We start from the raw sequence: 25,469 nt of genomic DNA, 5'->3' as shown, positions 1-25,469 counted from the left end.
CGCCGTATACGGAACCGTACGTACGGTGGTGTGAGAGGTCGGTAGGCGAAATAATCGTCTACCTCCTACTCGATTAGTTTTGCGCTGTTTTTTCTTTTAAGGAAAGTTACAGTGGTCTTTTTGGTTTTTAGAAATTATATGGTATCCTGATAGCAGAAGAAAGGATTTGGTGAAATGAAATTTAGTGAGTACCCTTATGAACGTCCCGATTACGGACAGTATGAAAAAGATTTTAATAGCGGTTTGAAAGAATTAACGACGGCAACAAGTAATGAAGGAGCAATTCAAGCAGTTCATCATTTGAATGACTTACGCAAACGTGTAGATACCATGCTAAACTTGGCATTAATTCGTCATTCGGTAGACACTAAAGATGCTTTTTATACGGCAGAAGATGATTACTGGAATGAATATGGTCCTTACTTTGAATCTTTAGATGCTAAATTTTATCAAGCGCTTTTAGCAAGTAAGTATCGCACTGCATTAGAAGAAGTATTTCCAGAAACTCTTTTTTTAATCGCTGAAGGACGGGTGGCGTTATTCAAAGAGAGCGCAATCCCTTTAATGCAAAAAGAAAATCAATTAACTAGTGAATATGCTAACTTAGTGGCTTCCGCCCAAATTGACTACGAAGGAAAAACGTATACGTTAAGTCAACTGCGACCTTTCACCCAAAGTCAAGACCGCACAGTGCGTAAAGCAGCTGCTGATAAAGTCACCGCCTTTTTCGTGGAAAACGAAGCCGAGTTTGACCGAATTTATGATGAAATGGTTAAGACGCGGACAACGCTAGCTCACGAGTTAGGATTTAAAGATTACGTAGAATATGCTTACGTAAATATGAATCGTTGGGGCTATGACCGCAAGATGGTGGAAACCTATCGCCAAAATATTTTAACGGATGTTGTGCCGGTCGTAGAAAAAAGTTATGGTCGCCAACAAGAGCGTTTAGGTTTAACAGAGCTTAAAGCTTATGACTTGCCATTGATTTATCCTAATGGAAATGCTACACCTAAAGGAACGCCAGTAGAACTAGTTGCGGCTGCGCAAAAAATGTATCATGAACTTTCACCAGAAACAGGAGAATTTTTCGATTACATGGTGGAACACGACTTATTAGACTTGTTAAGTAAATCCGGAAAACAATCTGGCGGTTACTGCACTTTCTTAAGCGACTACAAGTCCCCGTTTATTTTCGCTAACTTTAATGGGACTTCTGGCGATGTAGATGTTTTAACACACGAAGCCGGGCATGCTTTTCAATGTTATCAATCACAGTGGATTGAAGAACCAGAACTAATTTTCCCCAATAACGAAGCTGCAGAAATTCATTCTATGAGTATGGAATTCATCACTTGGCCTTACATGGAACATTTCTTTAAAGATGAAACGATGAAGTATAAATTTGCTCATTTATTTGGGGCACTTTCTTTCTTACCCTATGGAGTGTTAGTGGATCATTTTCAACAAGCAATCTATGAAAATCCGCAATGGACACCTAAAGAACGGAAAGATTGCTGGCGGAAGCTAGAAAAACAATACAATCCTTTTAAAGATTATGGGGATTCGCCAGATTTAGATCGCGGAATTTATTGGTTCCGTCAAGGGCATATTTTTGAAGCACCATTTTATTATATTGACTATACTTTGGCCCAAGTTTGTGCCTTCCAATTTTGGAAAAAATTTATCGTCGACCAAGATCCAAAAGCTTGGGAAGATTACTTGCGCATCTGTAAAGTTGGAGGCTCCCAAACCTTCTTAGAAATTTTAACTACGGGTAACTTAGTATCTCCATTTGAAGATGGAGCATTACAAGATACGATTCAAGCAATCGACAAATTCCTTGGGGAAATTACAGAAGAACAATTGCGATAAACAGAGCAGTGAGGGCTGAAGAGCCCTCCTGTTTTTAGCTATTAAAGAAAATGCACTCTTTTAGTTTCAGTTAAATTTAAGCGGGAGCGGCGCTTTTTTTACGAGGTATGCTATAATTGAAATAGTTATTTTAGGAGGACTGGATTTGAAAGTTTTACTTTATTTTGAAGGCGAAAAGGTCTTAGAAAAATCAGGTATCGGTCGGGCGTTGTTGCACCAAAAGCGCGCTTTACAAGAAGTAGGTGTCGAATACACAACGGATCCCAAATGCGAAGACTACGATATTTTGCATATCAACACGTATGGCATTAACAGCCATAATGCGGTACATAAAGCCCAAAAAGCTGGCAAAAAAGTCATTTATCATGCCCACTCGACAGAAGAAGATTTCCGCAATTCTTTTGTGGGTTCCAATACGGTTTCCCCCATCGTTCGGCGCTATTTGATTAGCTTGTACGAAAAAGCTGATCACATTATTACCCCCACACCATATTCGAAAAGATTACTAGAAGGTTATGGTTTGACGGTACCGATTGATGCGATTTCTAATGGTATTGACTTGAATCGTTTTGCTCCCAACGCTGAAAAAGAAGCAGCTTTTTATGAACATTTTAAAATTACGCCAGAACAAAAAGTAGTGATGTGTGTAGGTTTATTTTTTGAACGTAAAGGAATTGTTGAATTTGTCGAAATAGCTAAAGAAATGCCTGACTATACTTTTATTTGGTTTGGGGATATTCCCATGTATGCAATTCCCCGCAACGTACGACAAATTGTGAAAGAGGATCATCCAGATAATGTTATTTTCCCTGGTTACATTAAAGGAGAAGTTTTAGAAGGCGCGTATGCTGCGGCGGACTTATTTTTCTTCCCTTCCCATGAAGAGACAGAAGGAATCGTCGTCTTAGAAGCTTTAGCTAGCCACCAAAATGTTTTGGTGCGGGATATCCCCGTTTATGAGGGTTGGTTAAAGAATGGGGTCAATTGCTATATGGCAAAAGATAATCTAGGCTTTATGGAACTCATTGAAAAAATTACGCATCAGGAAGTACCTAGTTTAAAAGAAGCTGGATATCAAGTAGCAAAAGAACGTAGTATTGCCAATATTGGCGCACAATTAAAAGCAGTTTACGAAAAAGTTTTAGCAGAATAACAGTGGCGCTTAGGAGGAAAAGATAAGACATGAAAGTTGGTTTGTTTTCAGATTCATATTTTCCCCAAGTTAGTGGGGTAGCAACCTCCATGAAAACCTTAAAAGAAGCTTTGGAGGCAGAAGGACACGAAGTTTATATTTTTACCACCACCGATCCTAATGCCAAAAAATTCGAAAAAAATATTATTCGCATGCCTAGTGTTCCGTTCGTCTCTTTTAAAGATCGGCGAATTATTGTGCGGGGAATGCTTTATGCTTATTTGGTGGCAAAAGAACTAGAGCTAGATTTGATTCATACTCAGACCGAATTTGGCGCTGGAATGCTAGGAAAAATGGTAGCTCGACAACTGAAGATTCCATGTGTCCATACGTATCACACCATGTATGAAGATTATCTTCACTACATCGCTAATGGCAAATTGATTCGTCCTAGTCATGTCCGGATGCTTTCTAAGTTTTTCTCCAAGCATTTAGCCGGAATTGTTTGTCCTTCCATGCGTGTTGTGGATACTTTGCACAAATATGGCGTGAATGTTCCCATGCAAATTATTCCTACGGGGATTAATTTGACGAAATTTTCTCGTCCAGAAGTCAAAGATCCCAAAAAAATTCAAGCTTTAAAAGAGAGTTTGCACTTGGATCAAGGGCAAGTAATTTTACTTTCCTTGTCCCGCCTTTCTTATGAAAAAAATATTCATGAAGTACTCCATGGGTTACCTGCAATTGTTGCAGAAATTTCTCAAGTACATTTAGTCGTAGCAGGTAAAGGCCCTTATCGTGAAGAGCTAGAAGCTTTGACTGCTGAATTAAATTTGACAGACCATGTGACGTTTGTGGGGGAAGTGCATAATGATGATGTTCCGCTTTACTATCATATGGCAGACTACTTCGTTTCTTGTTCTACCTCGGAGTCACAAGGGTTAACCTATACAGAAGCCATGGCTAGTGAGACGCCTTGTGTGGTGTGTGGCAATGAGTACATTGATGGTTTATTTGACCATCCGTCTTTAGGACAAACTTTTGCTGAACCTCAAGATTTTGCCGCAACCTTTTTGCAATACTACCAGGCAGCAGTCCCGCGCGATTTAGCGATTTTACAAGCCAAACTTTATCCCATGTCGGCAGAAAAATTTGTGGCAGATATTTTGGACTTTTATCAGGCTGCCGGAGATTATTTTGAAGTACAGGCCCACTTAGAAAGCAAAAAAGAACTGAAACGCTTAAAACGACCAAAAATTTTAAAACGAAAAGTGAAGGTTCATCATGTAGACAAAGGCCAATAGCCTTTGTCTCTTTTAAATACTTTGTCAAAAAAAGAAAAGGGGAAAATAAAATGAAAAAAATTGGTTTTATTGGTTTAGGAGTAATGGGTGGTTCCATCGTGAAACATTTTTTAAAACACGGATATGAAGTTTTTGTTTATAATCGGACGCAAGCAAAAGCTGCTCCTTATTTGGCAATCGGTGCAAAAGGTTGCGCAACGCCAACAGAAGTGGCCAACGCTAGTGAGATTATTTTCACCATGGTGGGTTTCCCACAAGACGTAGAAGAAGTCTATTTTGGTTCTCACGGTATTTTCCAAGGTGATGTAGCGGGTAAGTACTTGGTGGACTTAACCACCAGTACACCAAGTTTAGCGCAAAAGATTTTTGTTAAAGGCGTTGAGCGCTTTGCTCATGTTTTAGATGCTCCTGTTTCTGGTGGCGATTTAGGCGCACAAAAAGGAACATTAACGATTATGGTAGGGGGCATAGAAGAAGACTATGCTGCTTTGCAAAAAGAATTTGCCGTCTTCGGGAAAACCATCAATTATCAAGGTGTTGCTGGTAGCGGTCAACACACTAAGATGGCGAATCAAATCATGATCGCCGGAACCATGACCGGCATGACTGAACTGTTAGTTTACGCTAATGCGGCAGGACTTGATGTAGAAAAAGTTTTAGCAACAGTCGGTGGCGGGAGCGCAGCCAACTGGTCCTTAAGTAATTATGCGCCGCGCATTTTACAAGGAGACTATACCCCAGGCTTTTTCGTGAAGCATTTTGTTAAAGACTTAAAGATTGCCCTTGAAGAAGCAAAGAAGCTGGGCTTGGACTTACCTGCAACGGCCCAAGCTGAAGCTTTATATGAAAAACTAGAAAATGAAGGCTATGGAAATGATGGGACACAAAGTTTAATTAAATTATACTGGCCTGAAGGGATTGCTCCTGTTTCTAAAAAATAAGTCAAGATGTGATTATTTTTACTGCAAAGTCCGCTTTTCTCTGATACAATAAACGAGAAATGATTAAAGGGGGCAAGACCATGCATTCACAACTAGTTGCCATTATTAAACGCCTAGAAGCGATGACTGAAGCGCAAGATAGCGAAGTTCAAGTTCGTCGTTTTGAAAAAGAGGGTGTGGAAAAATGCTTAGTGACTTACGACAGCACCACTAACACGTTTGAATTAACTGAATCAGACACACATCAAAGTTATCAATTTGACAACATTGATTTAGTGGCAATGGAGATCTACGATTTAATTTCTGAATAATTCCACAATGAAAGATAAGCTGAACCTGAAAAGTGTTTAGCTTATCTTTTTAATTTTCTTTTGGAAATTCAAAAATAATTATGATAAAATAAAGTTAAAGATGAAAATAAAATGAGAGAAGGAGAGGGACATGACTGAAATTCAATTTCCCATGAACCGCCAACGCTATTTTGAAATGGGCCAAGCCGCCCTAGAAGCGGGGGATTTAGCACAAGCAGCTGAATACTTCGAAGCCTGCTACACCCTAAAAAAAGATTTTTCCCTCAATTTTCTATTAACTACTACGTTGCTAGAAGTGGGGGATGGTGAAAAAGCCCTACACTACGCGCAAGAATTTGAACGACATTACTTACAGGGCAATGATTTTTTCAGTGTTTATCTGCAATGTTTGTTAAGTGCTAATCAATTTTTAGTAGCCCACCGTTTAGTCAATGAAAAACTTTTAACCGCTGTGGGGCCAGCCGTTAAAAAATTTGCCAATTATAAAAAGATTATTCGGCAAAGAGAGTTAGTCTTCCAACAATTGGCCCAAGAAGAAACAGCAGCTTTAAAAGAAAAATTTTTAGCCATGAGAGAGCAGGACTATTTAGAACAATTGGAACTAGCTAAGCTGAGCTCCCAATTACCACAAGAAGAATTTTTGACAGCTTGCCGGATTCTTTTTCTAGAAGAGAAAGTGCATTACTTGGTGAAAGCTTTGCTCTTGGAAGAATTAGCTAATTTACATTTACAACAAAAAGTTGAAATTTTATACCGCAATCAAAATAAGCGCACTGTCTGGTTGAAAGATTTACACCCCATTGCTACCTCAGAACTTTTCGAAAAATTAATTTTGATTTTAGAAACCGAAATTGGGACGATTGATCCAATTTTAGAAAGTAATTTGTTGGAGGAAATTCGCTTAGGATACGCACTGTTGTATCCTTTTCCAGAAGAATATATTCAAAATCCTCGTAATTGGGTCCGAGCATATATTGCTAACTACAGTCCTGAGTATTTAGGGCGCCAAACTAAAGAAGAACAGCAAGAACTATTAGCGCTTAGTTGTGTGCAAGAAGAACTAAAAAATGATTTGTCAGCCTTTACAGTTCACTAGAACTAGCTCCTATGGGGGGCTAGTTTTTTTATTTTGGAAAGAGACAGTAAAATTGCGATTTCCCTTAGCTGGTGGTTTACAATTCCCATCCTTTCGTGTAATATTTAAGGGTATGTAAGCGCGCAGTTTTGCGCGGAATAACAATTACGGAGGGAATCAAATGACAGTCAATTGGGAAAAAACTGCCACAAACGAGGGCATTTTAACATTTACCATTGAACAAGAAAAAATCCAAACTGGATTAACAAAAACTTTTAACCGTGTGAAAAAGAACTTAAACGTTCCTGGTTTCAGAAAAGGAAAAGTTTCACGGCAAGTATTTAACCGCATGTACGGCGAAGAAGCCTTATACGAAGATACTTTAAATGATTTATTACCAGCCGCTTATGAAGCAGCGGTGGTAGAATCAGCTATCGATCCTGTGGCTCAACCACAAATCGACGTTGACAAAATGGAAAAAGGCGCTGACTGGGTAATTAAAGCGCACGTTACCGTAAAACCTGAAGTAAAACTTGGGGAATACAAAAACTTAACGGTGGAAAAACAAAATCGTGAAGTAACTGATGAAGACGTGGAAAAACGTGTTGAGCAAGAACAAAAAAATCTTGCTGAATTAACTATCAAAGAAGATGAACCTGCTGAAAATGGTGACACCGTGGTCATCGACTTTGAAGGCTTCTTAGGGGATGAACCTTTTGAAGGTGGTAAAGGTGAAAACCACTCTCTTGAAATCGGTTCTGGTTCCTTTATTCCAGGCTTTGAAGAACAATTAATTGGTAAAAAAGCTGGTGAAGAAGTAGAAGTTAAAGTAACTTTCCCTGCGGAATACCATGCTGAAAACTTAGCCGGTCAAGAAGCGACTTTCCAAGTGAAAATTCACGAAGTAAAAGCTAAAGAATTACCAGCTTTGGATGATGAATTTGCTAAAGATGTGGACGATGAAGTAAACACTTTAGACGAATTAAAAGCAAAATATCGCAAAGAATTAGAAGAAAGCCGGATTCAAGCTGCTGATGAAGCTAAAGACGAAGCTGCTATCAAACAAGCAGTAGAAAACGCTGAAATCGTGGAATTACCACATGTCATGGTGCACGATGAAGTTCACCGTTCCATGGACGAATTCTTAAACAATATGCAACGTCAAGGTATCTCTCCTGAAATGTATTACCAAATCACTAATACAACTGAAGAAGACTTGCATAAACAATTTGAAGGCGAAGCCGAAACACGGACGAAAACCAACTTAGTCATTGAAGCGATTGCGGCAGCTGAAAAATTAGATGCAACTGAAGAAGAAATCGAAAACGAAATCAAAGAATTAGCTGAACAATATAGCATGGCTGAAGAACAAGTACGTAAAGTCTTGACGCCAAGCATGTTAAAACATGACATCGTCATGAAAAAAGCCGTAGAATTAATTACGGATTCAGCTAAGGAAGCTGAATAATTTTCTAAAAGTGAGTTGGACCTGTAGGAAATTTCCTACAGGTCTTTTTTACCCGCTGAAAAATCAGTGGGCACCACGAACAACGCTTGTTACTTCAGTGCAAAAGCTTTTTATTTCAAGAAAACTATGCTATGATAGCAAAAGAACTTTTGTAAATTATGAGAAAAAGGGGTGTATCCTATGTACGATGGTAACAACAATAATGGCACCGTTCGTTGTTCCTTTTGCGGGAAGCCACAAGAAGAAGTTCGCAAGATCGTAGCCGGCCCCGGTGTATATATTTGTAATGAATGTATTGACCTTTGCAAAGAGATTATCGACGAAGAATTCCAAGACGAAGCTGTCCGGGAATTCACGGAAGTACCAAAACCATTAGAAATTTTAAAAGTGTTAAACGATTATGTCATTGGTCAAGATCAAGCGAAAAAAGCATTAGCCGTCGCCGTTTATAACCACTACAAACGGATTAATCAAAACGCTGGTGAAAGTGATGGCGTTGAACTACAAAAAAGTAATATTTGTTTAATTGGGCCAACTGGCTCTGGGAAAACTTTCTTAGCCCAAACTTTGGCTAAAACCTTAAATGTTCCTTTTGCCATTGCTGATGCCACTAGTTTAACGGAAGCGGGTTACGTGGGAGAAGATGTGGAAAATATTCTGCTAAAACTCTTGCAAGCAGCTGATTACAATGTGGATAGTGCCGAAAAAGGGATTATTTACATTGATGAAATCGATAAGATTGCTAAAAAATCCGAAAATGTTTCCATTACGCGGGATGTTTCCGGTGAAGGGGTGCAACAAGCCCTCTTGAAAATTTTAGAAGGAACAACGGCTAGCGTACCACCACAAGGCGGACGTAAGCATCCACATCAAGAGTTTATCCAAATCAATACTGCTAACATTTTATTTATCGTCGGTGGTGCTTTTGATGGGATTGAAGGGATTGTCAAAAATCGTTTAGGGGAAAAAGTTATTGGCTTTGGAACCAATAATAAAAAAATTGACGAAGAAAAATCAGTAATGCAACAAATCATCCCTGAAGACTTGTTGAAATTTGGTTTGATTCCAGAGTTTATTGGCCGTTTGCCAGTAATGGCGGCTTTAGAAAAGCTCAATACGGAAGATTTAGTCCGCATTTTAACGGAACCTAAAAATGCCTTAGTGAAACAATACCAAAAATTACTTTCTTTAGACGATACCGAATTAGTTTTTGACGAAGAGGCGTTAAAAGCGATTGCTGCTAAAGCTATCGCGCGCAACACTGGCGCTCGAGGGTTACGCTCGATTATTGAAGATATCATGTTAGATGTGATGTTTGAGATTCCAAGTAATCCAACGATTCAAAAAGTAATTATTACCAAAGAAGCCGCTGAAAAAAAAGCGAAGCCGGAATTGGTTTTAGCTGACGAAGACGATGCCAAGAAAATGGCGGGCTAATAAGTAGTTGAAGTAAAATAAGGACGTGGGACTGTCAGTACACTGCGGTCTAACGTCTTTATTTTTTTAAGAAGTACAAGAAGTAAAAGGAGGATTGTGGATGGACGTTCATTCAGCCGAGATTGTCATTAGTGCGGTGGCACCTAAACAATATCCCACCGATCGTTTACCAGAAATTGCTTTAGCTGGTCGTTCTAACGTGGGAAAATCTAGTTTTATCAATACCTTATTGAAACGCAAAAATTTAGCACGGACCTCTAGCAAACCGGGAAAAACCCAAACCTTAAACTTTTATTTAATTGAAAAAAGTTTTTATTTTGTGGATGTGCCAGGTTACGGCTATGCAAAAGTGTCGAAAGAACAACGAGCTAAATGGGGCAGGATGATTGAAGAATACTTGACGCAACGAGAAAATTTAAAAGCGGTGGTCTCTTTAATTGATTTTCGTCATCTGCCAACGCAAGATGATTTGGCCATGTACCAGTTTTTAAAATATTATCAATTACCAGTGATTATTGTCGCGACCAAAGTGGACAAAATTCCCCGGAGTAAACGACAAAGTCAAATGCAAAAAATAAAAAAAGCACTGGACTTACAGCCTGAAGATACATTTTTAACTTTCTCTGCTGTCACGAAAGAAGGCTTGCCAGAAGCGTGGCAAGCTTTAGAAAATTATTTGGACTAACTAAAAAGCATCGCCCTTTTCTTTTGTAGAGAGGGGCGATGCTTTTTGTTTATTTAGTTTCTTTTTTTTTGCCTTCTTCTTTGGCTTTTTCTTTGGCATCAAAGGCGGCCATTGCTTTAGCTAAAGCATCGTCATCTTTTTTTGGCGTCTCCGGGATTTTACCAGCTGGCAAAACGGCGAAGTCTTCTAGCATTTTATCGAGGTTATCTTCTCGTTGGAATTTTAAACCCATGGTGTTTCCTCCTTTAAGGACTGGAACTTTTTGGTAGCATTGCTATGAATAAGTGTAGCAGATTCCTGCCGAAAGTTAAATTATTTGATTATTAAAAAGAACATAAGCTATAATTAAATTATAATTAGAAAAAGTGGGAAGGTGCCGATTATGGAAAAGAATAACGAAATTTTAGTTTTAAACGTTTCGAAAAAACTCGACGCTTTTAGTCTCCGCCGCGCCTTTTATGATAGTTTAACTTTATTACGCATCCTACAACGAAAGGTCCAAGTGATCTTGCCAGCTGATTTAGACTTTGTCGATTTTTACCACGCTTATCAAGGCGATCAAGAGCTCCCTATTGGTGACGTTCATTTTATTTTGGCAGGTGAGGAAGGTTACTTTGAATATAAAATCGAAAAGGCCGTCTTGACGGAACGTTTAATTATCCAGGCGCCACTTTTCCAACGCTTTGGTAATTTGATTGAAGATTATTGTGATGGCTTTCAAAAAAAATATGGCGCTTATGGATACTTGCGGAGCTACGATGAATATCGGCAAAATAATGAGCGCACCTTAGCCAAGCGTAGCTTTAATAGTCAAGAAGAATTGTTGCGCTTGCCGAAGCTAAAAGATGATTTAGGCAATATTTTTATCGACTGTCAACATTTGCCTGGCTTTGATCATTATTTCCAAGGCTTACTTTTCACTGCTTGTTGGATTATGTATTACTCAAAAGAATACTTCCAACTTTTTCCGCGGGAATTATTTGCCGGTGTTCAACAAGTTGAAAAGGTGACGGAGTTTGCGGCTAGTCCGCAACAGACGATCAAAACGCGTTTGTTTAATGATCCGACGAATTGGGAACATCCAGCTAATTTAAAATTTCAACAGTTGTATCGTGATCAGTTAGCCATTCACCAATTAAGTACGACTAATGGGATAGGCATTTTACAAGAGCCGATGGTGGAGTACAACTTTACGGAAGATTTTCTGCAATGTATTCAATATTTTAATGAAAATCAACAGCCGACCTATAAATCCCAAGCACGCTTTTTCATTACCCGGACGATTGATCGCAAGACGGCGGAAAATAAAACGACAGTGACGCGGGGGACTTTAAATGCCCGAGCTTACTTTCCATGGCTGAACGAGCAGAAAAATCAAATGATGAACTACCGGATTATTGATCCCCGCTACACCCTAGATAACGGGGTCTCGGCCTATGAATATTATATTCGGCATTTTTTAGAAATTAAGATTAACGATGAGAGCTACCAAAACTTTGAAACCATCCTCGTCTTTTATTTGCCCCCCCAAGCTTTAGATAATTTACCTTTAGTTGAACTACAGGCTCGCTTCCGAGATGTAGAAGTTCACGTGGTGAAAGCTTTATTGAAACACCGGCCAGCGCCGACTTTTGATTTAAAAAAAGGTGACAATCATCTTCGAGTTGTTTTTGCGGATTATAGTTACTTGACTTTACCGCAGCGCCCTTTATTTAGTTAAAAAGAAAAACTCACAAGAGACAGCATCTTCACTACTGTCTCCTGTGAGTTTTTTACGCAAATTTTTTAGCCAATAAGATGGTGAGCAGGATTTTGTTTTTGTGGTTGTGGATCATGAATGACTAAATGTTGGTCGTCCACCCAATTTAATTGCAGTTGTGTATAAGTAAGAATCGCATCAAGAATCGGCATCGTATCATAGGTATCGTGCAATAAAGCTAGGCGTTTGGTGCTTGCTTCATCCGTTGCTTCTTCGGCAAATTCTGTAATGAGTTGTCCTTTTAATGCTGCTGCTACTTGATTGCCATCAGGGACTAAGGCATCGAAATGTTCCTTAGACAAATGTAAAACAAAATTAGTGGGGGTTGCTAAGGCACCGGCCGGAGCGTCAGTTTCCACAAATTCTTGGGTTGCAGCATCATAGGCAAAATTTTCTAATTCTAACGTATAGTCGCATGTTGGTGGCGTCGCTTGGTCCTTTAACGTTGCCGTTAAAAATTCAATAAAAAAGCCGCAGCCCCATTTGAAACGAAAGCTTGTTTCGTAAATAAATTCTTCAGTCATGGCATAAGACTCCTTTCTGTCGTTACTATAACATAATTTAATTTGGAAAAGAAGTTTGATGAAAAATCTGTTAAAACCCTTTCAAGTTTCAGGAATATTGTTATAATATGCATAAGAGATGAGGGAGTAATTTGGAAAAAGTGCAACAAGTTCGTAAAAATTTATATCAAAAACTACAAAATCGTTTTTCTGGCGATCAGGTTCAATTTAAAGACGTCATGACCTTATTGTTTCCCGTGATTATTGACCAATTTTTCTTGGTGAGCTTTAACTTTATCAATACGGCAATGATTAGTTCGTCAGGGACAGCGGCCATTAGTGCCGTAAATATGGTGGGAACATTAAATGTCTTTTTAGTGCAAATTTTCCAAGCAGTGGGGCTAGGGGGGACGGTCTTAATTGCCCAAGCTTTTGGGGCGAAAAATTATCAGCGCATCACCACTAGCAATCGAGGGACTGTTCAAGGAGCCGTTTTAGTAGCTACCACTTTATCGATAGCTTTTTTATTTTTACATCAGCAGGTGATTCAACTATTGTTTGGCGGCGCTGAACAGGCAGTCTTAGAAAACGCTGAAGTCTATATGACGGGCATTCTATTGAGTTATCCATTACAAGCAATTGTGGAAGGGACGAATGGGAGTTTGCGGGGGGTAGGTCGGACCCGTTCTTCTTTAAAACTCTCACTACTGATGAATTCCTTTTATATTTTATTTAACTTTGTCTTTGTTTTAGGTTTTAAGATGGGGATTATCGGCTTAGTTATTTCTTTAAATATTTCTCGCCTAATTGGAGCTATTTTTGGTTTTGTGATGCTTTATTTGCATCGGGAAATTTTTCGTAACAAAATAGTAGATTTTTTCCGCGTCAACTTGCGTCAATTGTTCCATGTTTTAACTGTCAGCATTCCTTTTGCCATGGAAAGTATGTTCTTTAGTGGGGGGAAAATTATTATTCAAACGATTATTGTTTCCTTGGGGACGAATGTGATTGCAACTAACGCTATTGCTTCTTCTTGGGTGCAACTGTCAGAAATTATTCCCACGGCGATGGGGAGTGCCTTGGTGCCGATTGTCGGGCAATGTATCGGAGCGAAAAATTTAAAAGATGCGCGGAAATTAACGAAGTCGTTTGTAGCGGCTGGTTCCATTTGTTTAGTAACGGTGGATTTATTGCTCTTACCACTGTTTCCCCTAGGTATGAAATTATTTAATCCACCAGCAGAAATTATTCCTGATATCTTCCAGATTATTTTAATCGTCATGGTCTTTCACGGGATTACTTGGAGTGTTAGCTTTGTCTTGCCGGCAGCGTTACGGGCGGCAGGAGATTCGGTCTTTACCACGGTGACAGCTTTATTATCCATGTGGATTTTCCGCGTGGGCTTAGGGTATCTAGTGGGTTTAGTCTTAGGGTATGGCCTACCAGGAATTTTCTTTGTGATGGCTGTGGAATGGGGCGTCCGCGGTAGTGTCTTTTATTGGCGTTTTCGTGGCGACAAATGGTATCAACGAGAATTGTAAACTTAAAAACCTCAGGAGCTTTTTTACTCCTGAGGTTTTTGAGATGCAATTTTTCAATGAGCTTGATGGCAATGGTTGTAAAACATGAGGAGTATTTTTTAGGGTAACGATTAATGTCTTTGTACTAGTAAATCGTAAACCACAGAAAGTTTTTGAAAGGTTTTCTTTTGCTAAAATTAGGATTTCACGGTTGAATAGAAGAAAGGAGGTTCGTTTATGACTAAGACATTGTTGCAAGCATTTCAATGGGAACTCCCCGCAGATGGCAGCCACTGGCGCCACTTAACGGAAATTGCCCCACAATTAAAAATGTTAGGCTTTACCGGGGTTTGGCTGCCACCAGCTTATAAAGGGGCAGCGGGAATTAATGACGTTGGTTACGGCACGTACGATTTATATGACTTGGGGGAATTTGACCAGAAAGGAACGGTTCCGACAAAGTATGGGACCAAAGAAGAATATTTAAAATGTATCGACACCTTTCACGCTTTAGAGATGGAAGTCTACGCGGATGTTGTCTTAAATCATTTTTTAGGTGCCGATGAAACGGAAGTCGTCGAAGCGGTGGCTTATGATGAAAATAATCGCAATAAAGAAATCTCCGGAGAAGAACAGATTGAAGCGTGGTCTAAATTTACTTTTCCTGGGCGTCAGGGAAAATACGATGACTACCAATGGACGTGGAAAAATTTTAAAGGAGTAGATTATGACTCGCGTCAAAAGCAACACGCCATCTTTGCTTTTAAAGGGAAAGAGTGGGCTGATGTGGACGAAGAAAAAGGCAATTTTGATTATCTGATGGGGGCCGATCTTGACTTAAGTAATCCAGAAACCGTGGCGAATTTAAATCGTTGGGGCAAATGGTACCAAGCGTTAACGCAAGTTGATGGTTATCGCCTCGATGCAGTGAAACATATGCGCTTTAATTTTTGGATTGATTGGTTGAAACAACGGGTCGCTGAAAATATACCCGATAAGGAAATGTATGTGGTAGCGGAGTACTGGAGTAATGAGTTGGATACTTTGGTGGACTATTTAGATGCCTCGGGAAGTATTTTTGATTTATTTGATGTGCCTCTCCATTATCATTTGCTAGCTGCTTCTGATTCCATGGGAAGTTACGATATGCGCAATTTATTTCAAGGAACGCTGGTGGATGCTCGTCCAGATTTTGCGACGACTTTTGTCGACAATCACGATACTCAAAAAGGGCAGTCTTTAGAGTCGTGGATTGAAGGTTGGTTTAAAGTACAAGCTTATGCAGCAATTTTACTGCGGCGCCAAGGAACCCCTATGGTTTTTTATGGGGACTTGTTTGGAATTCCCACCGAAAAAATTGATCCAGTAGGACCGCAGTTAGCAATGCTTTTAAAAATTCGCCGTCTTTTGGCGGATGGTCCGGAGGTGGATTACTTAGATCACGAAGATATTATTGGCTGGACGCGCACAGGAACGTTGCGGAAACCTCATTCTGGTTTCGCAGTGGTTATGACGAATCGTCAAGGGGGCACAAAAGAGATGACTATGTCGGCGATTCACGCAGGCGAAATTTTCCGCGATGCTTTAGGCAACTGTGAGGAAACGGTGACGATTGATGACGAGGGTCAAGGTGTTTTTCCGGTAAAAGATGGTTCCATCTCTGTCTGGGTTAACGAAGAAACTTTGGAACGCTTAATGTAAAAAGTAAAGCGCGGCTGAAAAAATTCAGCTGCGCTTTTGCTGTTTTTGGTAGGCGAAGATAAAAACGGGAAGATACATAGTAAACAGCGCCAGTCGTTGCCATAGTCCGCGGTGCTGGGTTAAAAAAGTTTCTCGTAAAAAAGAGAGATGAGGAGCAGCGTAAAGGAGATTAAAGAAAGCGGCAACTAAAAAGTAGCCAAAGTAATGATTGCGTTGGCTTTTTTGTTGTTGCATTTGGTAGTAATAACTTAAAATTAAAGGAGCTACGAGGAGCGCAATAAAACCGACACCAGATCCTGCATCGTGTACGGCAGTAATGAGGGGATGCTCGTGACTCACGGTAAATAAGCCATTAATAATACAATCTCCTAAAGCAAATAAAGTGATTGCACTGCTAAATAAGATAGCACTCAATTTTTGAACTTTTCTTAAAGCGAAGTAGGAACCTAAAGCACCAATGATGAGTAGACATCCCGAGACTACTGACCAAACATTGGCTGCCTCAGCTACGGGGGATTTTTTTTCGCCTAGGTAACTAATGAGTTGGGTGAGGTGGTGATAATGTGGCACGAAAAAGCCCAAAAGATAGGGCATTAAAAAATCGCTGAGGGTGCCGCCAAGTAGGAAATACGGGTAATATTTTTTTAGAAATTTCATAAGAACTCCTTAGCAGTGTACTTAATTTTTAGGTGAAATAATCTTAAAAGCAACGTTAGCATAGCATTATTTTTTTTCGGCGGCAATTCCTTATGAAAAGAACTGTAAAAAAAACGAGTTTTCCTTTATAATAGGAAGGCAGAAGGTGAGGGGCAAACTGGAACCCTCACTATTTTTTTAAAGGGCAAGTAAAGGAGAAGTACATGTTTCAAAGTTTTCGTCCGACTTGGACTGTTGAAGCGCTATATGCCTTAGACATTAAAGATTTGCATCAGCAAAATATTCAAGGTATTTTAGTGGATTTAGATAACACCTTAGTGGCTTGGAATAATCCCGATGGCACACCAGAGCTGAGAAAATGGATTAAAGAGATGCGGGCTTTTGACATTCCCGTGATGGTGGTTTCCAATAATAAAGCGAGCCGTATTGATCGTGTGGTGACGCACTTGGGCTTGTCTTATGTAGCGCGGGCTTTGAAACCTTTTACCCGCGGTTTACATGAAGCACAAAAAAAGTTGGGAATTCCTAAAGAAAATCTCGTGATGGTGGGCGACCAACTTATGACGGATATTAAAGCCGCTAATAGCTTTGGCATTCGTTCTATTTTAGTGCGGCCGCTTGTTACTAGTGATGCTTGGAATACCAAATTTAATCGGGCCATGGAAAAAGTCGTCAAAAATAAATTGTTTCCAACAGGAATTAGATGGGAAAGGAAATTAACTTAAGTGACTGAAGAATTATTTTGTATTGGGTGTGGGGCGAAGATTCAAACCACCGACCCGAAAGCATTAGGCTATACGCCACAAGGTGCTTTAGAAAAAGGCTTAGCTGAAGAACAACTGTATTGTCAACGCTGTTTCCGTTTGCGTCATTATAATGAAATTGCCGATGTGAGTTTAACTGATGATGATTTCTTACACTTGTTAAATGAAATTCGTAATGTGGAAGCCTTGATTGTTAACATGGTGGATATTTTTGATTTTAATGGCTCTTTGATTCCCGGTTTACATCGTTTTGTCGGGGACAATCCCGTACTACTAGTTGCCAACAAAGTGGATTTATTACCGAAATCTACCAACTTGAAAAAACTAAAAAATTGGTTGTTGCAACAAGCTCATAAAGCTGGTTTACGTCCGGTAGACGTGCTTTTGACAACGAGTCAAAAAGTTCCCAGTATTATGGAGCTCCTAACTAAAATTGAAAAATATCGTCAGCAAAAAGATGTCTACGTAGTCGGGGTTACCAATGTGGGAAAATCTTCTTTGATTAATGGCATCATTAAACAAACAGCCGGGATGCAAGAAGTCATCACGACTTCCCGTTTCCCAGGAACTACGCTGGATAAAATTGAAATTCCCATTGATGACGGCCATTACATTGTGGATACCCCAGGAATTATTCATCGCCATCAAATGGCTCATTTGTTAGAGCCAGAAGAATTAAAGAGTATTACGCCTTTAAAAGAAATTAAAGCCCGGACCTATCAGCTGCAAAGTGAACAAACGCTGTTCATGGGGGGCTTAGCTCGTTTTGACTTTGTAACGAAGGAAAAAGCAAGTGTCACCTGTTACTTTGCCAATGGTTTAGACATTCATCGGCGGAAAACCAGCGGCAGCGACGAATTTTACGCGCAGCATTGTGGCGAACTTTTAATGCCACCACTAGGTAAAGACCGGGCAGCAGTCTTACCACCACTGCACCCGCAGACCTTCAAGATTACAGAAAAAAGCGATATTGTCTTTTCAGGTTTAGGCTTTATTACGGTGAAAGGGCCTTGTCAAGTTACCGCTTATGCACCACAAGGAATCGCGGTTATGGTGCGCCAAGCGATTATTTAAGGAGAAAATTATGGAATTAAAAGGAAAACAAAAACGTTATTTAAGAGCGCAAGCTCACCACTTAAATCCCCTTTTTCAAGTAGGTAAAGGGGGCGTCAATGAAGAAATGTTAAAACAAATTGACGAAGCTTTAGCCAAAAGAGAGCTCATTAAAATTAATTTATTACAAAATACCGATTTGACACCAGGAGAAGTAGCTGAAACTTTACAAAACACAATTGATTGTGAAGTGGTACAAATTATTGGTAAAGTTTTGGTTTTATTTAAAGTAGCACCAAAAGAAAAATATCGGAAAATATCCCCAAAAGTTTTTGCCTTAGGGAAATAAAGTGTAAGGAGGGTTTAGCCGTGAACGTGAAGACTGTTGCGCCGCCCCAAATTAAATTGGCGCCAGAAGTTGAACTCTTTAGTCGCAAAGAAGCAATTGGACTTTTAGGCGGCAATTTTAATCCGGTGCACTTGGGTCATTTAGCTGCCGCCCAAAGTGTCCTAGAGACCTTACAACTGGAACGGGTGGACTTTCTACCTAGTTTTTTACCCCCTCATGTGGATCATAAAGAAACGATTAATCCTAAAGAACGCTTAGCAATGTTAAAACTAGCCATTGGCGATAATCCGCAATTTGGCATTGAGCCGTGTGAAATTTTACGCGGGGGAAAAAGTTTCACTATTGAGACCATTAAAGAGTTACAGGCCCGTTATCCTGAGCGAGAATATTATTTTATTATTGGTGGCGATATGGTAGAGTACTTGCCTAAATGGAAGGATATTGAAGAGTTGGTTCAACTGGTACATTTTGTGGGGGTCAATCGTCCTCATTATCAACGTACTAGCCCATACCCGATTATTTATGTGGATGTGCCGCAATTAGATATTTCTTCTTCTTTGATTCGCCAAAAAATCGCCTTAGGACAGTCCCCTCGCTACCTCTTACCAGAAAGTGTGCTACACTATATTGTAGAAAAGGGGCTGTACCAAGATGGAAAACATTGATTATCCGCAATATGGTTTTACCCGCGATGCGTTGCTAAAAAAAATTGCCAGTCAAATGTCTCAAAAGCGTTTTACCCACGTCTTAGGGGTCGAAAAGGCTGCCTTGACCTTAGCTAAAAAAAATAATTGCGATTTAACTAAAGCTAGTCTAGCGGCATTAACCCATGATTATGCCAAAGAACGTAGTGATGCTGATTTTCTGGCCATGATTGACAAGAAAAAATTAGATCCTGATTTGAAAAATTGGAACAATAATATTTGGCATGGCATGGTGGGCCAATATTTTGTTGCCGAAGAATTAGGTATTGAGGATCCTGAAATTTTAAAAGCGATTGCGGTGCACACTACTGGCGACCAAAAAATGAGCACGCTTGCCAAGATTCTTTACGTGGCCGACTACATTGAAGAAAATCGTCATTTCCCTGGCGTAGAAAAAGCGCGTCAGGTGGCTGCTGAGAATTTAGATGCTGCTGTCGCTTTTGAAACCCAACATACTTTGTTGTACTTAATGGAAAATAAAAAGAGCATTTATCCTTTAGCTCTTGCCACTTATAATGCTTACGTAGCCAAACCTTAGGAGGATTTATGAAAAATAGTCAAGAATTACTAGAAATTGCTGTCAAAGCTTGTGACAGCAAACGAGCTGAAGATATTTTAGCTTTAGATGTCCAAAATGTTTCTTTATTAGCCGATTACTTTGTGATTTGCCACGGCGGTTCTGAACGCCAATTGAAAGCCATTGTAGATGCGGTGGAAGATGAAGTAGAAAAAGCAGGTTATACCGTTAAACGGATTGAAGGTAAAGAAGGCGGCAAATGGATTTTAATCGACTTAGGCGATGTGATCGTCCACGTCTTTACTGAAAGCGAACGCAGTTTTTACAATTTAGAAAAATTATGGTCTGATGCACCGTTAGTAGACCTCACCAATTGGATTGATGACTAATGAATTACGAAACTTTTGCTAGTGTTTATGACACCATCATGGACGATAGCTTATATGAAAAGTGGGAAGAGTTTACCCTCAAACATTTGCCGCAAACGACAATGGAAGTCTTAGAGTTAGCTTGTGGTACGGGGGATTTAGCCCTTCTTCTGGCGGATAAATTTCAAGTTTCCGGCTTAGACCTTTCAGAAGAAATGTTGGCGATGGCTGACAGAAAAGCACAAGAAGCTGACGTTTCTTTAAACTTAATTGCTGGGGATATGCGGGACTTGAAAGACATCGGTCATTATGACGCGGTAACTTGTTACTCGGATTCTCTCTGCTATTTAGCCAATGCTCAAGATGTCCAACAAACTTTTGACGAAGTCTTCCAAGTTTTAAAAGAGGAAGGGACCTTCATTTTTGATGTCCACTCCATTTATCAAGTGGAAGAGGGCTTTAAAGATTACTCTTTCCATGATCAAACAGAAGACTTCGCCTTTTTATGGGACAGTTACCCAGGAGATGCACCTTATTCCGTGGAGCACTATTTAACCTTTTTTGTAAAAGAAGGGGAAGAGGACTTATTCTTAAGAAAAGACGAATTGCATCAAGAGCGCACCTATCCTTTACCGGAATATTTACGCTTGTTGGAAAATGCGGGCTTTACGCGGGTCGAAGTCTTTGGGGATTTTACAGAAGACGCGCCGCAAGAAGATACCGCCCGTTGGTTTTTTGTCGCCCATAAAGAATAAAAAAGGAGAGTGTGACAAAAGTTTTGTCATCCTCTCCTTTTATCAAGTTATCAATAATCTGGAAGGAGTTTTTCCATTGAAAGCTTGTGGTGTAGTGGTAGAGTATAATCCTTTTCACCTAGGGCATCGTTACCATTTGCAAAAAGCGCGGGAAAAAAGCGGCGCGGACTGTGTGGTGGCGGTGATGAGTGGCAACTGGTTGCAACGAGGAGAACCTGCCATCCTTGATAAGTGGACGCGAGCGCAAATCGCTTTAGCCAATGGGTGTGATTTAGTCGTGGAACTTCCCGTACAACACGCCCTCCAAAGTGCTGATTTTTTTGCGCGTGGTGCGGTAACCCTATTAAAGGCGTTAAAAGTTTCTTCTTTGTGTTTTGGGACGGAGAATACGCTTTTAGATTATGCGCAGCTAGGTGGCGAACTTTTAGCAACCGAAAGGGACCTAAAAGAAGCACTAGTCAAAGAAAAACATTCTGGTTTGAGCTTTCCCAATCAAATGAAAGCGGCTTACGCTGCGGTGGGAGTGACCACTGGCTTTGATGCGGCGACGCCGAATCATTTATTAGCGTTAAGTTATGCGCGGGAGGTGGCTCGGCTGGCACCGGAAATTTCTTTAGTACCCATTACCCGTGTTGGGTCAGGCTACCATGAAGTGGAGCTTTCGGGAGAATTTGCTTCAGCCACGAGTATTCGCCAAGCTGCTTTACAAAAAGATTTTTCCGCCGTAGCGCCTTTTGTACCAGTGGAAACTTTAGCTGCTTTAAAAAGTACGCCACTAGTTTCTTGGGCTGATTTTTTTCCTTTTTTAAATTACCAATTAACCGTGGCGACTGAAGACCAGTTACAAAAGATTTACCAAATGACTGAAGGACTGGAAAACTTGTTGAAAAAAATAACGCCACAAACGGATTTTTCTAGTTTGATGAAGGCATTAAAAACCAAACGCTATAGCTATGTTCGTTTGACCCGCTTATTAAGTTATGTTTTGTTGCAGCTGACGCAAGCAGAAGTGACTACCACTCCTAATTTTTTGCGCGTCTTAGGTTTTAACCAAGTGGGGCAGCGCTACTTAAGTCAAATAAAAAAAGAAGTTACTTTGCCCCTCATTACCAAACAAGAAAAACGGCATCATGACATCTTGGCCTTAAGCAATCGGGTAGATGCCCTCTATCAATTAGTGCCGGGGGTGGCAGAACAAATAACGGGTCGCATTCCGTGGCGCATGGATTAAAAGTTTCAAAAAAAACTTTGCAAATCAGCATTTCAAACGTATAATTAAAAGGATTATGGAACAAATTAAGAAGGGTAAGTGAGAACATGGGACGCAAATGGTTCAATATTAAAGATAAAAAGGCTGAAAAAGAAAAACAAGCCAGCCGCGTTAACGCCAAATTCGGCATCGAAATTTATATGGCAGCAAAGGCCGGAGCACCCGACCCAGTAGCCAACCAAAAATTACACTTCGCCATTGAACGGGCTAAAATGAATAGCGTGCCACGTCACGTCATTGAACGGGCGATTGAAAAAGCAAAAGGCTCCGCTGACGAAAATTATTCTGAATTACGTTACGAAGGCTTTGGTCCTAATGGCTCCATGATTGTGGTGGATGCGGTCACGAATAACGTGAATCGGACTGCCGCTGATGTACGGGCAGCTTTCGGGAAAAACGGCGGGAACATGGGGGTAACAGGTTCTGTTGCTTATATGTTTGACAGCACGTCCATCATTGGTTTAGCCAAAGGGGACGCCGATGAAATTTTAGAATTATTGATGGAAGCCGACATTGACGTACGTGATGTTGTGCAAGAAGACGAACAAGTCGTGATTTACGGTGAACCTAATGACTTTTCTGCGATTCAAGAAACCTTGAAAGCTAACGGTTATGAAGAATTTACCGCCGCTGAAATCGCCATGATTCCCCAAAATGAAGTCACTCTTGAAGGCGACGACTTAGAAAAATTTGAAAAACTGATTGATGTTTTGGAAGACAATGAAGACGTACAGAATGTTTACCATAATGTTAATTTAGACGGCGAAGAATAAGCGTATCAGCTTTATAGCGTCTTTCTAACTCCTTAAAACGTAAGAAGGGGCAGGAAAGAGGCAAAAAAACAAGACTCTCAGCTTAAGGTTGAGGGTCTTTTTCATTGTCCGCGATGCTATTCAACAAAGTGGCAGCAGCGTTGGTTGTCTTTTGATAACTATTGCGATTAGTAAGAAGATTTTGTTTAAAGGCGAGTAAGGTGTCAAGATACTTTTCCCACACTTAACCGCCACATCCGCTCACAAAAGAAATTTTCAACTTTTATCCTTGAAAAAATTTCAGGAAAGTGTTTTAATGAAAACATAATCGATTAAAGAAAAGACAACAACTCCAATGAACTTTTTAAGAGAGGAAAACCACGGCTGGAAGTTTTCTAGGGAAATTGTGAGGGCTGACCACTTTTCTGACTGCGATAAACTCGCGGCGACTCGGTCTCGTTACGATCTTTAAGGAAGCTTCGGCTTCAAATTTAGGTGGAACCACGTTTATTCGTCCTAATTTGCATGATGCAAATTAGGACTTTTTTTATTTTAGAAGGAGGAAAATAATTTAATGATTACTATTACATTCCCAGATGGCGCAAAAAAAGAATTTGCTAAAGGTGTAACGACGCTAGAAGTTGCTAAATCCATTAGCAATTCTTTAGCCAAAAAAGCTTTAGCTGGTAAGTTTAACGATGAGTTAGTAGATGTGACTCGTCCTTTAGAAAATGATGGTCGCTTGGAAATTGTTACCCCAGATCACGAGGACGCTTTAGCTTTAGTGCGGCACTCTAGCGCCCATTTGATGGCCAATGCCTTACGCCGTTTGTTCCCAAACATTCACTTAGGTGTGGGTCCAGCGATTGAAAATGGTTTTTACTACGACACGGATAACCACGAACATCCAGTAACCGAAGAAGATTTAGCTGCTGTAGAAGCTGAAATGCGGAACATTGTGAAGGAAAATAATCCAATCGAGCGTTTAGTTTTATCTAAAGATGAAGCTTTGGCAATGTTTAAAGATGATCCTTACAAAGTAGAACTGATTACGGAACTCCCTGCCGATGAAGTGATTACGGCTTATCGTCAAAAAGACTTTGTTGATTTGTGTCGGGGACCTCACGTACCTTCTACTGGCAAACTTGGCGTCTTTAAATTATTATCAGTAGCTGGTGCATACTGGCGGGGGGATTCCCACAACCAAATGATGCAACGGGTTTATGGGACAGCTTTCCTAAATGAAAAAGATTTAAAAGCTTATTTGAAACTAAGAGAAGAAGCTAAAGAAAGAGATCATCGTAAATTAGGAAAAGAATTAGATCTTTTCATGATTTCAAAAGAAGTCGGTTCTGGTCTTGCTTTCTGGTTACCAAAAGGTGCCACGATTCGCCGGATTATTGAACGCTATATTGTGGATAAAGAAGTTTCTTTAGGCTACCAACACGTTTATACCCCAATTATGGCGGATGTGAATCTTTATAAAACATCTGGGCACTGGGATCATTATCATGATGACATGTTCCCGCCAATGGACATGGGAGACGGGGAAATGTTAGTTTTACGTCCCATGAACTGTCCTCATCACATGATGGTGTATAAAAACGATATCCGTTCTTACCGAGAATTACCAATTCGGATTGCCGAACTTGGGATGATGCACCGCTATGAAAAATCTGGTGCCTTATCTGGTTTACAACGGGTGCGGGAAATGACCTTAAATGATGGTCACACTTTTGTGCGTCCTGACCAAATTAAAGATGAATTCAAACGGACTTTAGATTTAATGGTGGCCGTTTATAAAGATTTCAATATTACCGACTACCGTTTCCGCTTAAGTTATCGTGACCCTAACAATACTGAAAAATATTTTGATGACGATGCCATGTGGGAAAATGCCCAAACTATGTTGAAGGCTGCCATGGATGAACTTGGTTTAGATTACTTTGAAGCGGATGGCGAAGCCGCCTTTTACGGTCCAAAACTCGACGTCCAAGTAAAAACGGCTTTAGGGATGGAAGAAACTTTATCCACCATTCAATTAGACTTCTTGTTACCAGAACGTTTTGATTTAACTTATGTGGGAGAAGATGGAGAAAATACTCACCGGCCAGTTGTTATTCACCGGGGAATCGTTTCTACCATGGAACGTTTTGTGGCTTACTTAACGGAAGTTTATAAAGGAGCTTTCCCAACTTGGTTAGCCCCAGTACAAGTAGAAATTTTACCAGTTAGCGCTGAACACCATAGCGATTACGCCCATGAATTAAAAGAACGGATGCAACTACACGGTCTTCGGGTAGAAGTCGATGATCGTAATGAAAAACTCGGCTACAAAATTCGTAATGCGCAAACGAAGAAAATTCCTTATCAATTAGTTGTGGGGGATGAAGAAGTGAAAGAAGGTAGCGTAAACGTACGGAAATATGGCTCAAAAGAAACGTCTTCAGAAAGTGCTGAGATGTTTATGGATGCCATTCTTGCGGAAGTAGCTAACTATTCTAGAGAAGCTTAAGCTTTAAATCTAACAGGAAAAAAACTGGGAGAGCATACTTGCTGTCCCTGTTTT

Annotated in this window: 24 protein-coding genes and 1 pseudogene; 22 read left to right on the top strand and 3 right to left on the bottom strand. The window is 40.1% G+C overall.

All coding sequences use genetic code 11. The annotated features are described in order from the left end of the window. Nucleotides 1-174: 174 nt before the first annotated feature. The 9 genes from FFM57_RS07320 to yihA all read left to right on the top strand — a co-directional run bounded on the left by FFM57_RS07320 (nucleotide 175) and on the right by yihA (nucleotide 10,228). Nucleotides 175-1,875, top strand: coding sequence for a M3 family oligoendopeptidase (locus tag FFM57_RS07320; RefSeq protein ID WP_137599859.1), 1,701 nt, complete (start codon nucleotides 175-177; stop codon nucleotides 1,873-1,875). 145 nt (nucleotides 1,876-2,020) lie between these two features. Next, complete coding sequence (locus FFM57_RS07315) at nucleotides 2,021-3,028, top strand: LTA glycolipid anchor biosynthesis glycosyltransferase, IagA/BgsA family (protein ID WP_137599858.1); 1,008 nt, start codon at nucleotides 2,021-2,023, stop codon at nucleotides 3,026-3,028. A 29-nt stretch (nucleotides 3,029-3,057) separates the two neighbouring features. Continuing rightward, complete coding sequence (locus tag FFM57_RS07310) at nucleotides 3,058-4,311, top strand: glycosyltransferase family 4 protein (RefSeq protein WP_137599857.1); 1,254 nt, start codon at nucleotides 3,058-3,060, stop codon at nucleotides 4,309-4,311. Continuing rightward, nucleotides 4,308-5,252, top strand: coding sequence for an NAD(P)-dependent oxidoreductase (locus FFM57_RS07305; RefSeq protein WP_281275739.1), 945 nt, complete (start codon nucleotides 4,308-4,310; stop codon nucleotides 5,250-5,252). Before FFM57_RS07310 ends, FFM57_RS07305 begins: the two co-directional genes overlap by 4 nt. A gap of 80 nt (nucleotides 5,253-5,332) precedes the next feature. Then, nucleotides 5,333-5,563 carry a YkuJ family protein gene (locus FFM57_RS07300; protein ID WP_137599855.1) on the top strand — a complete coding sequence of 77 codons (231 nt, stop codon included), beginning with the start codon at nucleotides 5,333-5,335 and terminating at the stop codon, nucleotides 5,561-5,563. A 130-nt stretch (nucleotides 5,564-5,693) separates the two neighbouring features. Next, the gene (locus FFM57_RS07295) at nucleotides 5,694-6,659 is read left to right on the top strand and encodes a hypothetical protein (protein WP_137599854.1); all 966 of its coding nucleotides are present in this window, start codon (nucleotides 5,694-5,696) and stop codon (nucleotides 6,657-6,659) included. 160 nt (nucleotides 6,660-6,819) lie between these two features. After that, on the top strand, nucleotides 6,820-8,106 hold the full coding sequence (tig, locus tag FFM57_RS07290) for a trigger factor (RefSeq protein ID WP_137599853.1): 1,287 nt from the start codon (nucleotides 6,820-6,822) through the stop codon (nucleotides 8,104-8,106). Nucleotides 8,107-8,286: 180 nt separating this feature from the next. After that, complete coding sequence (gene clpX / locus FFM57_RS07285) at nucleotides 8,287-9,543, top strand: ATP-dependent Clp protease ATP-binding subunit ClpX (protein ID WP_137599852.1); 1,257 nt, start codon at nucleotides 8,287-8,289, stop codon at nucleotides 9,541-9,543. 100 nt (nucleotides 9,544-9,643) lie between these two features. After that, nucleotides 9,644-10,228 (top strand): ribosome biogenesis GTP-binding protein YihA/YsxC, encoded by a 585-nt coding sequence (yihA, locus tag FFM57_RS07280; RefSeq protein ID WP_137599851.1) that lies wholly within the window; start codon nucleotides 9,644-9,646, stop codon nucleotides 10,226-10,228. Nucleotides 10,229-10,277: 49 nt separating this feature from the next. Here yihA and FFM57_RS07275 read toward each other — a convergent pair whose 3' ends face one another. Beyond that, nucleotides 10,278-10,460, bottom strand: coding sequence for an SPJ_0845 family protein (locus FFM57_RS07275; RefSeq protein ID WP_137599850.1), 183 nt, complete (start codon nucleotides 10,458-10,460; stop codon nucleotides 10,278-10,280). A 150-nt stretch (nucleotides 10,461-10,610) separates the two neighbouring features. On the opposite strand from FFM57_RS07275, the gene FFM57_RS07270 reads away from it, so the two are divergent. Beyond that, entirely contained in the window at nucleotides 10,611-11,948 is a 1,338-nt protein-coding gene (locus FFM57_RS07270; RefSeq protein ID WP_137599849.1) for a hypothetical protein, read from the top strand. A gap of 65 nt (nucleotides 11,949-12,013) precedes the next feature. On the opposite strand, the gene FFM57_RS07265 is transcribed toward FFM57_RS07270, so the two are convergent. Next, nucleotides 12,014-12,511: a hypothetical protein gene (locus FFM57_RS07265; RefSeq protein WP_137599848.1), complete on the bottom strand. Its 498-nt coding sequence runs from the start codon at nucleotides 12,509-12,511 to the stop codon at nucleotides 12,014-12,016. A 140-nt stretch (nucleotides 12,512-12,651) separates the two neighbouring features. On the opposite strand from FFM57_RS07265, the gene FFM57_RS07260 reads away from it, so the two are divergent. Both FFM57_RS07260 and FFM57_RS07255 read left to right on the top strand, forming a co-directional pair. Beyond that, nucleotides 12,652-14,031, top strand: coding sequence for an MATE family efflux transporter (locus tag FFM57_RS07260; protein ID WP_246023456.1), 1,380 nt, complete (start codon nucleotides 12,652-12,654; stop codon nucleotides 14,029-14,031). Between the two features lie 216 nt (nucleotides 14,032-14,247). Next, nucleotides 14,248-15,711, top strand: a complete 1,464-nt coding sequence (locus tag FFM57_RS07255; RefSeq protein ID WP_137599847.1) for an alpha-amylase — start codon at nucleotides 14,248-14,250, stop codon at nucleotides 15,709-15,711. A 24-nt stretch (nucleotides 15,712-15,735) separates the two neighbouring features. Here the strand turns inward: FFM57_RS07255 and FFM57_RS07250 are convergent, their stop codons facing one another. Beyond that, nucleotides 15,736-16,368 (bottom strand): DUF998 domain-containing protein, encoded by a 633-nt coding sequence (locus tag FFM57_RS07250; protein ID WP_137599846.1) that lies wholly within the window; start codon nucleotides 16,366-16,368, stop codon nucleotides 15,736-15,738. Between the two features lie 197 nt (nucleotides 16,369-16,565). On the opposite strand from FFM57_RS07250, the pseudogene FFM57_RS09925 reads away from it, so the two are divergent. The 10 genes and pseudogenes from FFM57_RS09925 to thrS form a co-directional block, all read left to right on the top strand. Continuing rightward, nucleotides 16,566-17,093, top strand: a pseudogene (locus FFM57_RS09925) (YqeG family HAD IIIA-type phosphatase); the annotation flags it as partial. Beyond that, nucleotides 17,094-18,206, top strand: a complete 1,113-nt coding sequence (gene yqeH / locus FFM57_RS07245; RefSeq protein WP_212741492.1) for a ribosome biogenesis GTPase YqeH — start codon at nucleotides 17,094-17,096, stop codon at nucleotides 18,204-18,206. 10 nt (nucleotides 18,207-18,216) lie between these two features. Next, on the top strand, nucleotides 18,217-18,534 hold the full coding sequence (gene yhbY / locus FFM57_RS07240; RefSeq protein WP_137599845.1) for a ribosome assembly RNA-binding protein YhbY: 318 nt from the start codon (nucleotides 18,217-18,219) through the stop codon (nucleotides 18,532-18,534). 20 nt (nucleotides 18,535-18,554) lie between these two features. Then, nucleotides 18,555-19,199, top strand: a complete 645-nt coding sequence (locus tag FFM57_RS07235) for a nicotinate-nucleotide adenylyltransferase (protein WP_137599844.1) — start codon at nucleotides 18,555-18,557, stop codon at nucleotides 19,197-19,199. Beyond that, nucleotides 19,186-19,776 carry a bis(5'-nucleosyl)-tetraphosphatase (symmetrical) YqeK gene (yqeK, locus tag FFM57_RS07230; protein ID WP_137599843.1) on the top strand — a complete coding sequence of 197 codons (591 nt, stop codon included), beginning with the start codon at nucleotides 19,186-19,188 and terminating at the stop codon, nucleotides 19,774-19,776. Before FFM57_RS07235 ends, yqeK begins: the two co-directional genes overlap by 14 nt. An 8-nt stretch (nucleotides 19,777-19,784) precedes the next feature. Continuing rightward, nucleotides 19,785-20,144 carry a ribosome silencing factor gene (gene rsfS, locus FFM57_RS07225; RefSeq protein WP_137599842.1) on the top strand — a complete coding sequence of 120 codons (360 nt, stop codon included), beginning with the start codon at nucleotides 19,785-19,787 and terminating at the stop codon, nucleotides 20,142-20,144. Further along, the gene (locus tag FFM57_RS07220; protein ID WP_137599841.1) at nucleotides 20,144-20,878 is read left to right on the top strand and encodes a class I SAM-dependent DNA methyltransferase; all 735 of its coding nucleotides are present in this window, start codon (nucleotides 20,144-20,146) and stop codon (nucleotides 20,876-20,878) included. Before rsfS ends, FFM57_RS07220 begins: the two co-directional genes overlap by 1 nt. Nucleotides 20,879-20,954: 76 nt before the next feature. Then, the gene (locus FFM57_RS07215) at nucleotides 20,955-22,109 is read left to right on the top strand and encodes a nucleotidyltransferase (protein WP_170999925.1); all 1,155 of its coding nucleotides are present in this window, start codon (nucleotides 20,955-20,957) and stop codon (nucleotides 22,107-22,109) included. A gap of 86 nt (nucleotides 22,110-22,195) precedes the next feature. Further along, entirely contained in the window at nucleotides 22,196-22,921 is a 726-nt protein-coding gene (locus FFM57_RS07210; protein WP_137599839.1) for a YebC/PmpR family DNA-binding transcriptional regulator, read from the top strand. 553 nt (nucleotides 22,922-23,474) lie between these two features. Further along, the gene (gene thrS / locus FFM57_RS07205; protein ID WP_137599838.1) at nucleotides 23,475-25,415 is read left to right on the top strand and encodes a threonine--tRNA ligase; all 1,941 of its coding nucleotides are present in this window, start codon (nucleotides 23,475-23,477) and stop codon (nucleotides 25,413-25,415) included. The last annotated feature ends 54 nt before the right edge of the window (nucleotides 25,416-25,469 follow it).

The sequence above is a fragment of the Enterococcus nangangensis genome, from assembly GCF_005405245.1.
In the GTDB taxonomy this organism is placed as follows: Bacteria; Bacillota; Bacilli; order Lactobacillales; family Enterococcaceae; genus Enterococcus_J; species Enterococcus_J nangangensis.
Note: the sequence above shows the minus strand (reverse complement) of the source record. Positions and strands in the feature narration are given on the sequence as shown.